Genomic DNA, 14,378 nt, shown 5'->3' with positions numbered 1-14,378 from the left:
AAGATCGGTCGAATCTGATGGGTCCAGCGCGGCAATGACGGGCATCGATTTCGAGCAGATTGTGGATCGGATCCATGAGGCCGCGACTGTCCCGGAGCTCTGGCCGGACGTCCTGGAGGAAATCGCTCATGCCGCAGGTGCGCATGGAATGGTCATGATCACCACGGACTCCGATCAGTGGTCCGGTGTCTGGAATGGTGTGGTGACGTCGCCGTCGATCCGCGAGGCATTCTCGGCGTTCCTGCGTAGCGACCTCTCAAGCCGGACGGAGACGACCCCGAGACTCCTGGCGCTTGATCATCCCGGCTTCGTCGGCGAGCATGAGGCGTTTTCGCCGGAAGAATGGGAGCGCGATCCCTATCGGGTGGAATGGAATAAGAAATGGGGCTTCGAGCACGCTTGCGCGACGGCCGTCCGCAGCCCTTCCGGTGAGATCATCGTGTTCCATATGGAGAGATTGGCGGGCCGCCCCGCTTTTTCGCGGCAGGATCTCGATTTTCTCGACCGGTTTCGCCCCCATCTCGCGCGGGCAGCTCTGCTGTCGACGCGCTGGCGTCTCACCCGGATGCGGGCGGCGACCGAGGCGTTGTCGCTCGTCGGCTTGCCAGCCCTCGCGATTGCGCGCTCCGGACGGGTTCTGGCAGCGAACGCCTTGATCGAAGGCATGACGGACGTTCTGCACTGGTTGCCGAAGGACCGGATCGCCATCAGGGACCGCGCGGCCGACACCCTGCTGCGCGCCGGCTTGGCTCAGCTGGATTCGCCGGACAAAGCCGTGTGCTCCTTCGCCGTGCGTCGCACAAGCGATCTTGACCGGGTGGTCCTTCATCTCGTCCCGATGCCGGGTGAAGCGCGCGATTTGTTCGATGGGGCGGTTGGCCTCCTTGTTGCGACGCCAGTCACCGCCTCCCAGGCGCCGAGCCTGGCGCTCATTCGGGGCCTGTTCGATCTCACCCCCAGCGAGGCGCGCGTTGCCCGCGGAATCGCGCAAGGACAGACGATCGGCGACATCGCGGCGCATCACGGGCTAAGTCGCGAAACGATCCGCACGCAGATCAAGGCAGTGCTTGCCAAGACGGGAACGCGCAACCAGAAGAGCGCAGCTGCGCTCTTCGGTGCCATCCCCAAATTGCCGCTAAAAAACTGAAGCCGGACTCCTCCAGCCGGATCAGATCTACCTGGTATAAGCAAGCTCCTCTTCACCCAAATGGGTGAAGACACAAATCGGCCCTCCGGGTTCAACTCCGCCCAAATTGGATGCCTGACGAGAAGCGGCGGGGATGGTGACACCGGAGTTTCCGATTTTCGAAGTGACCCTGGCACGGCGCAGGCGGAGGAAATGGAACTGGAGCGTCTGCACCGTCCAGGGCGTGGTCGTGATGCGAGGCCGGGAATCCAGTCGACCTGCCGCAAAGTACCAGGCGGAAAGAGCGCTTTTCATGCTGCTGCTGACCGCGCCCTATCGGTCGCAACTTTCCGTATAGCGCAACGGTCACTTCCGCGGAAGGCAGAGAGGCTTACGCCTGCGCAGGCCCCTCATTGCTCACGAACGCCCGCTCTTCTAAGTCCCTCGACAATGTCGTCGTACTCACGACGAAACTGCGGATTGCTCGACCGTGCGTAGCCTATTCTCTGGAACCATTGGACCGTGAAGTCCGGTCTGATTGCATTCAATTCGGCCACCATTTGCTGGGCCATTTCCGACTTACCAGTAGCTCCATATGCTGAAATCAGATCCACATAGGGAAACCAGTCTAGTTTGTTCAAATTGATCGAGCGCCTGCATTCCTCAATGCCTTCGCTATATTGGTGCAGATGCACGTGAGCATGACAAAGGAAAAAGCGCCAAGTACTAGCGGCAGGATCCTTGGGGCTTAGGCGCAACGCAATCTGAACAGGCGCAAACGCTTCCCGCGCGCGTCCCGCCGTAATAAGTGCGATCCCCTTGGATGCATAGGCGACAGGCGAATTGGGATCAACTTCCAGAGCTGCGTCGTATTCAGGTAATGCTATCTGAGGATCTCCGTAGTTCAAGATATTTCCCTTGCCTATGTACGCGTTTGCGGTGGCCGGGCGTTTTGCAATAACTTGATCGAGTAATTTGATCGCGGTCTTTTTGTCCTCAACGGCGGACGTTGACCATCCGTAGATCACGTCATGGGCTATGCACCACGCTTTCCCGAGCATTGCATCGACGTTGTCCGGATCGAGGCGCAGCGCGCTGTCGAACATGTCTTTGGCCTGTGCGTTGGTCGACCTGATCCGGGGTTCATAGAGTTTCGCCCAGCCACGCATGCTGAAATCCACCGCATCTGGATTCCTTGATTGGTCCATTTGGCTGCGCCGGCTTTCAGCCTGGACGAGTTGGACGTTGAGAGAGCGGGCGAGCCGAGCCGTGACCTGCTCCTGCAGGGCGGCAAGATTCGTCCGATCACTGTCGAAGCGGTCCGACCAGACGTCGCGGCCGGTTGACAAGTCGGCAAGCGACACATTCATCCGGACCTGATCGCCGGCCCGCTGCACGGAGCCTTGGACGGCCCAGCGAATGCCAAGGTCCTTGCCGAGGGTTTTGAGATCGACCTGCTTGTTCTTATAGGTAAAGGCCGTCCCGCGCCCGATCACAAATGTACCGGGCATCTGTGCGAGGTCGGTCGTCAGGTCAGTCGTAATACCGTCCGCGAAATAGTCCTGCTCGGGATCGTTGTTGAGGTTCGCGAACGGCAGGACGACAAGGGACAAGCGGGGAGCGATATCGGGCCTGACCGCTGCTTCCTTTTGTGTGTTTTGCCCTTCCCGTAAGACGTCAGTGCGGATCATCTTCAAGAGGACGAGGCCGCCGGCCACCGCACCGACGGCGACAATCGAGGCAAGCACGCCGCGGACAGGCATCAGACGCACTCGCATCCGACCCGCATGACCAGGCCTTGAAAGCGCGCCCCGTCGCGCGCATTCGGCCTGGGCGGCCGGGCCAGGTCCATCCCGAACTACGGCATAGGCCCGCACCGCTCGATCGATATTCTTGAGATTCTGCTCGCCCAGATCGGCGAACTCAACGCCGACCTTCCCCTGGACTTGATCGTAAGCAGAAGCCGAGACGCAGATGCCGCCCGGTTCTGCGATACCCTCCAACCGCGCCGCAATGTTGACGCCATCTCCAAAGATGTCGTGGGGCTCGACGATGATGTCGCCGATATTGATACCCACGCGAAACGCAATGCGCCTATCTTCAGCATCTCCGATCGTCAGTTCATGGACGCGAGCCTGGAACTGTACAGCGCTTCGAACTGCTTCGACTGCGCTTGGAAACTCTGCCAACAACCCGTCGCCGGTGTTCTTCACGATGCGACCGCCGTGCTCGGCAATTGCGGGATGGACAGCTTCCATCAGGAGAGCCGTCAGTTTGGCATGCGTGACCTCTTCGTCTTGGTGCATGAGCCGCGAATAACCAGTCACGTCGGCGACCAATATCGCCGACAACCTGCGCTCGACCCGGTCCGGCCGCTCTTGCACCATGCCTGCGATCCAACCTAGACGCGATGTTGTACAACAGGCCACCTGAGATGCCCATACGGGCTGATGCCGCAATTGGGTCACAAGGCGACGGCCTCGGGGGCGGGCTGCGTGTCCGCTTTGCTCCCGGAAGCAGAGATTGCAGGCTCGGAGTATCCCTCAGTTCAAGCTGCCGGGCCCGGCCAGCAGCCGCAGCACGATCGCAAACAATTCATTCTGCGAAGAGATGCCGAGCCGCTCATAGGCGCGCTTGCGGTAGGTCAGGGTCGAATGCAGGCTGATGCCGAGTCCTTGCGAGATAGCTTCGGAGCTGAAGCCTTCGAGGATACGCCGGCAGACCTCCTGCTCGCGCGGCGTCAGCGCGGAGAGCGGCGCGCGCGTTGCGAACACGGCGGCGAGAGACTGGTCGGACGTTGTCCTCTCCTGAAAATGACGGGCGACGCTTGCCGCGATCGCCGGTGCGATGGCCTCGAGCCGGTCGCGCTGCGCGGCGCTGAAACGGCCCTGCGCGGCGATGCGATAAAAGTTGACGTAGAAGCAGGTGTCGCCGGTCCAGATCGCGGTCGCGCATTTGTCGACGATGCCGGAATCCTGGAAGAAGATTTTTCGGTAACGCGCGCCGTACATGCGCGGCGCGAATGTCGGCAGCATGATCGGCGCGCCGCCCTCGCCTTCGAATAGCGCATCACGGTTGGGATCGGATTCGTGGAACTGGCCGGCATAGGCCGCGCCGAGATCGCCGCCGATCGGGATGTTGCCGGCATCGAGCAGGCAGCTCGCCAAGCCGGCGCGCGTCAGCGCGAACACCATGCAGTGACCGACGTCCGCCTGCCGGCGCAGGGTATCGATCAGGATTTTTGGGAAATCGGAGCGGCCGATGGCAAGCACCGCGGACGTGACATCACCCGCCGCCAACCCTGAGCCTGTCCCGTGGGACCGCATCGCTTCCTCTGTCAGACGTTGTTTTGCGAAAGGATAGCAGCAACGGGATATCGACGGAAGCCGCGGCGGCCTCAAGTCCGCCTACGAGCGGTCTACTTGCCATCGTTCCATATGTCGGTGGTGAGCTTCCAGTCATTTCCGACCTTTTCCCAAACAACGACGTACTTCCCGGTCACGTCCTGCGGCGTCGGCGCCTTGGTCTTCAGAGCAAACGTGCCGATCTCGCGCGCCGCCAAAGGGCCAAGCGCCTTCACGTCAACAGTCGCGAGCTTGGGATCGCCGACCTGCTCCGCCATGCTTTTCCACATTCCCTCGATGGCTGCTCGACCCTGCACCATCGAAGAACCGGGCGGCAGCACGATCGCATCGTCGCTATAGAGCGAGGCAATGCCGGAGAAATCGCCCTTGTTGAACAATTCAACAAATTTGGCATTGATCGCTTCAATCTCGGGCTTCTGTGCCAATGCCGGAGCCGCCAGTGCGATCACAAATACAATCACCAACCCGATGTTGCGCATAATCACCTCCAACTCAATCTACGACTCGAATGCAGCGCGGCCGTTGCACCACAGGGGATGCGTTGAATGCCGCATCCCAGACCGCGTTTGACGAAACAGCAACACCGGAGGATTACCGTAAGCCATATTGACGAGATGCAGGATGCGGCAAACGAGATGACCGGCGTGACAAGTGTCCGCCGAAGAACCGAGAGCCGGCCGCGAATTCGCTCAATGGCGCAACAGCACGATATCGCGCAGCGCGCGGCTCGAGCTTAAGACAGAGCCAATTCCCAAGGCCATCAGCAGCAGGCCCACCCAGGTTGCCATCCAGCCCCCCTCGTCGGCCGCCTCCGCAACGCGGAGGCTCACCGGTGGCACCTGGATAGAGGCGGCGTCGCTTGCGGGCGCACCAAGCTTTTGCACATCCCCTATGGCGGGCGCGGCGTTCTCGGGCGTGAGCTGGCCGGCTGGAAGAGGGGCAGGGGTAGCGGCCGCGGCCGACATCGAGGGCGTCGTGCTCGTATCGACAACGAAAGCGGCATCAGCGACCTTGACCTCGCGTGGAGGCTGCGGCGGCTCGACGCCCTCTGCCGGTGCGGAGCGCGCCAACTCGGCGCGCGCATCAACGACCGAGATCCGCCGCCTGGGCGGCGCAGTTTCGTTCTCGACAGGATTGGCGCGGCGATGGGCCACGCGACGATAAGCCGGCTTTTTCACCGTGCTGACATGCTCGGTCAGGAACCAGCATCTGCGGCCCTGGTCTCGCCGATAGACCCAGTGCTGGTCCGCACCGGCCGAGTTACCGGGCCGCGACAAGCATTCGGCCTGCGCCGGAGCGGTCGCCGCCGGCTCGCGCGCAGGGCTATTGAAAAGATCGGCAAATGGGTCGGAGAACGCAGGTTGCGCGGCCAGAACCCCAACAAGAACCAAACTCGCCTGACAAAGTCGCAAATGACCGGACATCGAAAACTCCCGGTGTTGCGCCCCCACCGGCATGACCCTTCTCGGCGAGATGGGCCGCCATGCGGCTCAAATCTGGCGGAGCCATGGATTCATTGTGCGCGGGTAGCGAGGAACCGTCGGGCGAATGCAAGGCCCGCCCAGTAGCGCCCCGGTGGCAACGCGATGCATCTTCTTTGCTGCGCCGGAACGAACCCCAAAAGGAGTTCGGAGCTTCCGACATTGAGAAGCGGTTGGCAGGTGGGCTGCGAGCCATCAACGGAAGCCGACAGCTGGTCGACTAATTCCGATTCACCAGTCCAAGCCCAAGCCTACCTAGGTATGTCCCCTTCATACCCCTGCGCAATGGCGCCAATCGAGGGCCTGATGCTACCAATAAGTCCAGAGTGAAAAGCAACGGAACCGGTCTTGCGGGCCGGCAGTTGCGGAGCAGGGTCGGCGGCGTAATGCCCGCCGGCCTTCCTCGACCAGGCGGACTGCCACGGCTAACTGCAGAGAGTACGCCATGAGAAACATCGCCGATCTCCTGATGCGGTTTTGGCAAGGGAACCAGTCCACATCCCATACCGAGGTTGTGGCTTTTGCCGAAAACCTGGATCGATCCAGCATGGCTGATTTCGTCCGGATCCTGCAGTCCTACGATCAAGACCAGTACGGCAGGAGCTAGAGGCGACCGCGTCAGTCCGTGATGCGATTGTCAGAGCCATCGAAGCTCAGGACTTGAGACCGCCCGCGTCCAGCTTTTCATGTCTGCCACATCCGTTGCGGGTCGGAAGTCACCCGCGGTGCGGGAGCCATCAAAGTGGCCCCGCTGATCGACGTACACGACCTCTTCCGCGCAGGATGATCAGCCCACCGGCCCCAGTGTCCAGTTGTCCCCTGCAAGCGGGCTGACTTTCACGTCCTTGATGACTCCGCGCTCCAGGCTTGGATCGAAATGGCGCATCGTCCGCTCGTTGAAGTCGATGATGCGGCCGGGCCTGAGTGGTCCCACGTCATTGATCTTGACGATGACCTTCTTGCCGACGGCCTCGACCAACGCAAATTTCGGCCTCGCACCAAATAGCACTCCACCGAATTTCCGACGCAAGGTCGTCTTGATCGCAGCCGCCCAATCGGAGGGATCATAGCGCTCGCCGGAGGCTGTCTTCGGACCGCCCTCCTCCTTGCCGGGCTTGAACGGATTGTACGTGGATGCAGCGCCAACGACCGCCTCCCCGGAGGCGGCATCGACGACGGCGTTTGCGTGACCCCCACGCGTTTCACTTCGAGCAACGTTGACAGAAACGGCAAGCGCAATCAGGGCGCCGCAAAGTGCGGCGCTCGAGCGGAACAGCATCATAACTCCTGTGTTTTTTCGTCGACCGGTTCCCGTCCCCGCAAACAGGGCAAGCGAACGCGAAAGCGTTCATGAAGCTTGCGCCGGATTTTTACGGGTTCGTGCCAACCCCTTGGCTATGGAACCGTTGTGCGAACCAAAATGGTTCCCACGCAGTGTTTTACGTTGTCGCCGGTTAAGACAGAGATTGCGTCAGCAACATGACCTGACGAGCGGCCTATTCCGCCGCTGCTTTCACTGGGGCGACATTGATCGCGAGCTTGCCGTAGCGATCCGTAAAAGCCTCAGTGTCAATTTCTTCCAGCTTGATCTCACCGCTCATCACGCCTTGCTTCCACGCAGCTTGTGCCGGATCGTTCTGGAACTCCGGCATCACTTCGCGACTAAACAACTCCAGCGATTCGCAGATGTGTTCGTGGCTGTTCTTGCCCGCTTGATTTAGCAGGATGACCTGATCGATATGCGAAGACTGGAAGCGCTTCAGCTTCCTTCGGATCGTCTCGGGCGAGCCGATCAGGCCGCCGCGCAGCGCCGCCTCCTGCGCTTCCGGGTTATCGCGCTTCCACTTGTTGTACTCGTCCCACATGTTGACGGTGTAGGGCGCGGGACGCTGGCGATTTTGCGCGGCGCCGTAGTAGCGCAGCGCGAACTGGAAGAAGGTGGCGCCGTCGGCGCGCGCTCGCGCCTCTTCGTCGGTCTTCGCGCACATGAAGAACGACACCAGCGCCATGTTCGGGTTGATCTCGTAGTCCGCGAGCTTGTGCAGCCGCTTGGTCATCGCATTGTAGTAAGCATGCACCCAGGCGTGCGCGGCATCGGCACTGACGAACTGAAAACCGAGCGCACCAAAACCGTGGCGGCCGGCGCGCTCGATGGTCGGCAGTTGCGAGCAGGCCATCCACAGCGGCGGATGCGGCTTCTGCACGGGCTTCGGCACGACGTTGCGCAAGGGGATGTCGAAATACTTGCCGTGATGCTCGCTGCCTGCGTCCTTGAACATCGGGAAGATCGCGGCGACGGCCTCCTCGAACACCTCCTTCTTGGTCTCCATGTCGCGGCCGAACGGCGTGAGCTCGGTGATGGACGCGCTCTCGCCCATGCCGAACTCGCAGCGGCCGTTGCTGAGCAGGTCGAGCACCGCGACGCGCTCGGCGACGCGCGCCGGATGGTTGGTGGTGAGCTGGAGGATGCCGTGGCCGAGGCGGATGCGCTTCGTGCGCTGGCTGGCGGCGGCGAGGAAGGATTCCGGCGAAGGCGAGTGGGAATATTCCTCGAGGAAGTGATGCTCGACCACCCAGGCGTGGTCGTAGCCGAGCCGGTCGGCGAGTTCCATCTGCGAGAGGGCATTCTGGTAGAGCGCGAGCTCGTCGCCGGCCACCCAGGGCCGCGGCAGCTGCAGCTCGTAGAAGATGCCGAACTTCATGACGCCTCTCCCGCTTATTGTTGTTGAGGTCATCGTAAAGTGTGAGGCGGAGCTGTCTACGGAGCGGCAATTCCACCGTGCGGGAGAATGATCCCGGGCCTGATATGGCCACGCATGCCCGCCCCGGCGCCGCCGCTGCGACATCCGCGCAAGTCGAGAGATTGATCCAGATCAACGCCGCGGCGGCCCAATTGCAGCAAAAGTGCTGCAAGGCAACGGCCCGGATGCCGTCCCGATGATTCCCATACCATCCCGAAGAGACCGAATATGTCGGCCCCTGACGACACGACTTCGCGCGTGCGCCGTAAGCGCATGGAGATTTTTGCGTTCCTGTTCCTGACCGCGGTCGTGATGCCCGTCCTCGCGGTCGGAACGGTCGGCTCCTACGGGCTCGGCGTCTGGATCTACCAGATGTTTGCCGGCCCTCCCGGCCCGCCGACCTCCGCGCATTGATCGTCCGAACAGCGAAAGACAGGCATCATGGCCCAAGCCAGAGTCACCAGAGCCAAACTCAACCGCCGCGCCCTGATCACCGGCCGCGTGCTCGGCGCCGACCGAATCGTGCCGCCGCCGGGCGCCGAGATCGCCAGTATCATCGTGCAGGCGCGCCCCGAAAAGCTCGCCGAGGTCGAAGCCGAGATCACGGCGATGCCCGGCTGCGAGATCCACGTGCGCGACGAACGCGGCAAGCTCATCGTGGTCACCGAAGCACCCGATGCCGGCAGCCTCGGCACCATGCTCAACACCATCCAGTCGCTGCGACACGTCTATTCCGCGGCGCTGGTCTTCCACGCCATCGAAACCGCCTGAGTCAGGAAGAGCCATCATGACATCGCCGAAGCTCGACCGCCGCCAGATGCTGAAGCTCGAGGCTGCCGCGATCGCCGCGGCCGCTGCCGGGCTCCCGGCGCCGGCGCTCGCCGCCAACCTCGCCGCCGAGCGCGAGGTGAGCGAATTGAAATGGGACAAGGCCGCCTGCCGCTTCTGCGGCACCGGCTGCTCGGTGATGGTCGCGACCAAGGACAACCGCGTCGTCGCCACCCATGGCGACATCAAGGCCGAGGTCAATCGCGGCCTCAACTGCGTCAAGGGCTACTTCCTCTCCAAGATCATGTACGGCCACGACCGCCTGACCCAGCCGATGCTGCGCAAGACAAACGGCAAGTACGACAAGAACGGCGACTTCACGCCTGTGTCCTGGACCGAAGCCTTCGACATCATGGAGCAGAAGTGGAAGGAGGCGATCAAGAAGCGCGGGCCGAACGGCGTCGCCATGTTCGGCTCCGGCCAGTGGACGATCTGGGAAGGCTATGCGGCGTCAAAGCTGTTCAAGGCCGGCTTCCGCACCAACAACATCGACCCCAATGCGCGGCACTGCATGGCCTCGGCCGTCGCCGGCATGATGCGCACCTTCGGCATCGACGAGCCGGCCGGCTGCTATGACGACATCGAGGCGACCGACGCCTTCGTGCTGTGGGGCTCCAACATGGCGGAGATGCACCCCATCCTGTGGACGCGCCTCGCCGACCGCCGGCTCTCCGCGCCGCATGTCCGCGTCGCCGTGCTCTCCACCTTCGAGCACCGCTCGTTCGACCTCGCCGACATCGGCATGGTGTTCGTGCCGCAGACCGATCTCTACATCCTCAACGCCATCGCCAACCACATCATCACGACCGGCCGCGTCAACAAGGACTTCGTCAACGCCCATACCATCTTCAGGCGCGGGCAGACCGACATCGGTTATGGCCTGCGGCCCGAGCACCCGCTGCAGAAGAAGGCGACCGGCGCAGCCAAGGCCAACGACTCCACCGACATGAGCTATGACGAATACGTCAAGTTCGTCTCGGACTACACGCTGGAGAAGGCCGCAAAGATGTCCGGCGTGCCGCTGAATCGGCTCGAGGCGCTGGCGGAGCTCTATGCCGATCCCAAGACCAAGGTGATCTCGTTCTGGACCATGGGGTTCAACCAGCACACCCGCGGCGTCTGGGCCAACAACCTCGTCTACAACATCCATCTTCTGACCGGAAAGATCGCCTCGCCCGGCAACAGCCCGTTCTCGCTGACCGGCCAGCCGTCGGCCTGCGGCACCGCGCGCGAGGTCGGCACCTTCTCGCACCGCCTGCCCGCCGACATGGTCGTGACCAACAAGGAGCACCGCACCAAGACCGAGCACATCTGGCAACTGCCCGAAGGCACCATTCCCGACAAGAACGGCGCACACGCCGTGCTGCAGAGCCGGATGCTGAAGGACGGCCTGATCAATGCCTATTGGGTGCAGGTCAACAACAACCTGCAGGCCGGCCCCAACGTCAACGAGGAGACCTATCCGGGCTTCCGCAACCCCGACAATTTCATCGTGGTCTCGGATGCCTATCCGACCGTGACGGCGCTCGCCGCCGACCTGATCCTGCCGACCGCGATGTGGGTGGAGAAGGAAGGCGCTTACGGCAACGCCGAGCGGCGCACCCAGTTCTGGCACCAGCTCGTCACCGCGCCCGGCGAGGCCAAGTCGGACCTGTGGCAGCTCATGGAATTTTCAAAGCGCTTCAAGATCGAGGAGGTCTGGCCCGAGGAGCTGATCGCCAAGAAGCCGGACGTTCGCGGCAAGACGCTGTTCGACGTGCTCTACAAGAACGGCCAGGTCGACAAATTCCCTGTGACGGAGATCGAGCAAGGCTACGCCAACGAGGAAGCCAAGGCGTTCGGCTTCTACGTGCAGAAGGGCCTGTTCGAGGAATATGCCCAGTTCGGCCGTGGCCATGGCCACGACCTCGCGCCGTTCGACACCTATCACCGGGAGCGCGGCCTGCGCTGGCCCGTGGTCAACGGCCAGGAGACGAAGTGGCGCTTCCGCGAGGGCAGCGACCCCTACGTCAAGCAGGGCACCGACGTGCAGTTCTACGGCTATCCCGACGGCAAGGCGCGCATCTTCGCGCTGCCTTTCGAGCCGGCGGCGGAATCGCCCGACAACGACTATCCCTACTGGCTCTCGACCGGCCGCGTGCTGGAGCACTGGCATTCCGGCACGATGACGCGCCGCGTGCCCGAGCTGTACAAGGCGTTCCCCGAGGCCGTCTGCTTCATGCATCCGGACGATGCGCAGGACATGAAGCTGCGGCGCGGCGATGAAGTGAAGGTGGTCTCGCGCCGCGGCTTCATCCGCGCCCGCGTCGAGACCCGCGGCCGCGACCGGCCGCCGCGCGGCCTGGTGTTCGTGCCCTGGTTCGACGAATCCAAGCTGATCAACAAGGTGACGCTGGACGCCACCGATCCGATCTCGCTGCAAACCGACTTCAAGAAATGCGCCGTGCGCATCGAGCGGGTGAACCTGTCATGATGAAACGATTTGGTATCGCCCTGCTCGCGGTCGCGATTGCCGCCGGCGCGAGCTCGCTGACCGCGCAGACGGTGACCTCCGGGCTGCGCGGCGCAGCGCCGCTCAACGACGAGGGCCCGGCGCCGCCGATGCTGCCCAACCGCAACACGTCCGAGAAGGAGGTGCGCAACTATCCGGAGCAGCCGCCCGTCATCCCGCACACGATCGACGGCTACCAGATCGATCTCAACGGCAACAAATGCCTGTCCTGCCACGCGCGGGCGCGGACCGCGGAATCGCAGGCGCCGATGGTGTCGATCACGCATTTCATGGACCGCGACGGCCAGTTCCTGGCCTCGATCTCGCCGCGCCGCTTCTTCTGCACCGAATGCCACGTGCCGCAGAACACGGCCAGTCCGCCCGTCAGCAACGATTTCACGGACATCGACACGCTGCTGTCGCGCGCAAGCCCGGGTGGCCGGCGATGACGACGACTGCTGACGAGCCCAAGGAGAAGCTGGAGACCAAGCGCGGCTTCATCGCGCGAAGCTGGGATTTTGCGCTCGAGCTCTGGGGCGTGCTGACCCGCCCGAGCTCGGTGTTCGCGCTCGGCACGCTGGTGCTGGCGGGCTTCGTGGCCGGCGTGATCTTCTGGGGCGGCTTCAACACCGCGCTGGAAATCACCAACACCGAGAAGTTCTGCACCGGCTGCCACGAGATGAAGGACAACGTCTTCGCCGAGCTGAAGTCGACCATCCACTTCACCAACCGCTCCGGCGTGCGCGCGACCTGCCCGGACTGCCACGTGCCGCACAACTGGACCGACAAGATCGCGCGCAAGATGCAGGCCTCCAAGGAGGTCTGGGGCAAGATCTTTGGCACGATCGACACGCGCGAGAAATTCCTGGATCACCGGCTCGAGCTCGCCGCGCATGAATGGGCGCGCTTCAAGGCCAATGACTCCCTGGAATGCCGCAACTGCCACAGCGCCGATTCCATGGACATCACCAAGCAGTCGCCGCGGGCCTCGGTCGCGCACCAGCGCTTCCTGTTCACCAAGGAAAAGACCTGCATCGACTGCCACAAGGGCATCGCCCACCAGCTGCCGGATATGCGTGGCGTTCCGGGCTGGCAGTAGGGGCGCGGTCAGCCGGATTCGCCCCGCTTGAACCGGCGGGGCGAATGGTTAGTTTTGGGGGATGGCGAATCGCCTCGTTTCGCCCCTCCTCAAGACAGACATGGCCACTTTCACCCCGCATCAGGATGCCGCGCTCAAGGCCGTCGGCGATTGGCTCAAAGCCAAACCGGGACGGGGCGGCACGCCGCCCGTCTTCCGCCTGTTCGGCTTCGCCGGCACCGGCAAGACCACGCTGGCGCGGCATATCGCCGAGGGCGTGGACGGCGAGGTGAAATTCGCCGCCTTCACCGGCAAGGCGGCCCTCGTGATGCGCAACAAGGGCTGCGACGAGGCCTCCACCATCCATTCGCTGATCTACCGCGCCCGCGAATCCGGCGAGGAGCAGCCGAGCTTCGAATTGTGGGACGACGCGCCGGCCTCGAAGGCCAAGCTGATCGTGATCGACGAATGCTCCATGGTCGACGCCGAGCTCGGTCGCGACCTGATGTCGTTCGACTGCCCGCTGCTGGTGCTGGGCGACCCCGCGCAGCTGCCGCCGATCCAGGGCGGCGGCTTCTTCACCAATTCAGAGCCCGACGCGATGCTGACCGAGGTGCACCGCCAGGCCCAGGACGACCCGATCGTGCGGATGTCGATGGACGTCCGCGAGGGCCGCGAGCTCGACATCGGCCGCTACGGCGAGAGCGAAGTGGTGTCGCGGAAAGAACTCGACCCCGATCGCGTCATGGGCGCCGACCAGGTCCTGGTCGGGCGCAACAACACGCGGCGCGCATACAACATGCGGGTGCGCCAGCGCCAGAACATCGAGGATGTCTTTCCGGTTGCCGGCGACAAGCTGGTGTGCCTGCGCAACAACCGCAAGAAAGGCCTGTTCAACGGCGGCCTGTGGCGCGTGAAGTCGCGCAACACCTCGCGCTCGAAATCGCGCATCCTCTCCATGCGGCTGTCGCCGGACGAGGATTTCGGGCACAAGGTGACCAAGGTGTCCGTGCGCGCCGACTGCTTCGAGGGCGGCATCGAGCAGATCGCCTGGGAGCAGCGCAAGCCCTATGACGAGTTCGATTACGGCTACGTGCTGACCGTGCACAAGTCGCAAGGCTCGCAATGGGACGACGTCGTGCTGTTCGACGAGAGTTTTGCGTTTGGGGAGAGCCGGGCGCGTTGGCTGTATACGGGGATCACGCGGGCGGCGAAAAGGTTGAGTATCGTCGTCTAGAACTCCGCTGCCGTAGGGTGGGCAAAGGCGC

General features: G+C 63.0%; 14 protein-coding genes. 8 read left to right on the top strand and 6 right to left on the bottom strand.

Annotated features, from left to right (window positions below):
* Positions 1 to 34: 34 nt before the first annotated feature.
* On the top strand, positions 35 to 1,147 hold the full coding sequence (locus N2603_RS09695) for a helix-turn-helix transcriptional regulator (protein ID WP_260388545.1): 1,113 nt from the start codon (positions 35 to 37) through the stop codon (positions 1,145 to 1,147).
* A gap of 389 nt (positions 1,148 to 1,536) precedes the next feature.
* Here the strand turns inward: N2603_RS09695 and N2603_RS09690 are convergent, their stop codons facing one another.
* From N2603_RS09690 to N2603_RS09675, 4 genes are all read right to left on the bottom strand, one after another.
* A complete protein-coding gene (locus tag N2603_RS09690) occupies positions 1,537 to 3,513 on the bottom strand; it encodes an adenylate/guanylate cyclase domain-containing protein (RefSeq protein WP_260388544.1) in 1,977 nt (658 codons plus the stop codon).
* Positions 3,514 to 3,669: 156 nt separating this feature from the next.
* Entirely contained in the window at positions 3,670 to 4,452 is a 783-nt protein-coding gene (locus tag N2603_RS09685) for a helix-turn-helix transcriptional regulator (RefSeq protein WP_260388543.1), read from the bottom strand.
* 92 nt (positions 4,453 to 4,544) lie between these two features.
* A complete protein-coding gene (locus N2603_RS09680; RefSeq protein ID WP_260388542.1) occupies positions 4,545 to 4,970 on the bottom strand; it encodes a YybH family protein in 426 nt (141 codons plus the stop codon).
* Positions 4,971 to 5,180: 210 nt separating this feature from the next.
* On the bottom strand, positions 5,181 to 5,915 hold the full coding sequence (locus tag N2603_RS09675; RefSeq protein WP_260388541.1) for a hypothetical protein: 735 nt from the start codon (positions 5,913 to 5,915) through the stop codon (positions 5,181 to 5,183).
* 502 nt (positions 5,916 to 6,417) lie between these two features.
* On the opposite strand from N2603_RS09675, the gene N2603_RS09670 reads away from it, so the two are divergent.
* Positions 6,418 to 6,579: a hypothetical protein gene (locus tag N2603_RS09670; protein WP_260388540.1), complete on the top strand. Its 162-nt coding sequence runs from the start codon at positions 6,418 to 6,420 to the stop codon at positions 6,577 to 6,579.
* A 180-nt stretch (positions 6,580 to 6,759) separates the two neighbouring features.
* On the opposite strand, the gene N2603_RS09665 is transcribed toward N2603_RS09670, so the two are convergent.
* Both N2603_RS09665 and N2603_RS09660 read right to left on the bottom strand, forming a co-directional pair.
* Positions 6,760 to 7,254, bottom strand: coding sequence for a septal ring lytic transglycosylase RlpA family protein (locus N2603_RS09665; protein WP_018641484.1), 495 nt, complete (start codon positions 7,252 to 7,254; stop codon positions 6,760 to 6,762).
* A 214-nt stretch (positions 7,255 to 7,468) separates the two neighbouring features.
* Positions 7,469 to 8,674, bottom strand: a complete 1,206-nt coding sequence (locus N2603_RS09660) for an LLM class flavin-dependent oxidoreductase (RefSeq protein WP_260388539.1) — start codon at positions 8,672 to 8,674, stop codon at positions 7,469 to 7,471.
* 267 nt (positions 8,675 to 8,941) lie between these two features.
* Here N2603_RS09660 and napE point away from each other — a divergent pair, with 267 nt between their 5' ends.
* The 6 genes from napE (at position 8,942) to N2603_RS09630 (ending at position 14,347) form a co-directional block, all read left to right on the top strand.
* Positions 8,942 to 9,127, top strand: coding sequence for a periplasmic nitrate reductase, NapE protein (gene napE / locus N2603_RS09655; protein WP_018641487.1), 186 nt, complete (start codon positions 8,942 to 8,944; stop codon positions 9,125 to 9,127).
* Between the two features lie 27 nt (positions 9,128 to 9,154).
* Entirely contained in the window at positions 9,155 to 9,484 is a 330-nt protein-coding gene (locus tag N2603_RS09650) for a chaperone NapD (RefSeq protein WP_260388538.1), read from the top strand.
* A 16-nt stretch (positions 9,485 to 9,500) separates the two neighbouring features.
* The gene (napA, locus tag N2603_RS09645) at positions 9,501 to 12,014 is read left to right on the top strand and encodes a nitrate reductase catalytic subunit NapA (RefSeq protein WP_260388537.1); all 2,514 of its coding nucleotides are present in this window, start codon (positions 9,501 to 9,503) and stop codon (positions 12,012 to 12,014) included.
* Complete coding sequence (locus tag N2603_RS09640) at positions 12,011 to 12,481, top strand: nitrate reductase cytochrome c-type subunit (RefSeq protein WP_260388536.1); 471 nt, start codon at positions 12,011 to 12,013, stop codon at positions 12,479 to 12,481. Before napA ends, N2603_RS09640 begins: the two co-directional genes overlap by 4 nt.
* Positions 12,478 to 13,131, top strand: coding sequence for a NapC/NirT family cytochrome c (locus N2603_RS09635; RefSeq protein WP_260388535.1), 654 nt, complete (start codon positions 12,478 to 12,480; stop codon positions 13,129 to 13,131). The genes N2603_RS09640 and N2603_RS09635 overlap by 4 nt, the downstream gene beginning before the upstream one ends.
* Positions 13,132 to 13,231: 100 nt before the next feature.
* Positions 13,232 to 14,347, top strand: a complete 1,116-nt coding sequence (locus N2603_RS09630; RefSeq protein WP_026311764.1) for an ATP-dependent DNA helicase — start codon at positions 13,232 to 13,234, stop codon at positions 14,345 to 14,347.
* Positions 14,348 to 14,378: the final 31 nt, after the last annotated feature.

The organism is Bradyrhizobium huanghuaihaiense (assembly GCF_025200885.1).
Lineage (GTDB): Bacteria > Pseudomonadota > Alphaproteobacteria > Rhizobiales > Xanthobacteraceae > Bradyrhizobium > Bradyrhizobium huanghuaihaiense.
This window is presented reverse-complemented; position numbering and strand designations above follow the sequence as displayed.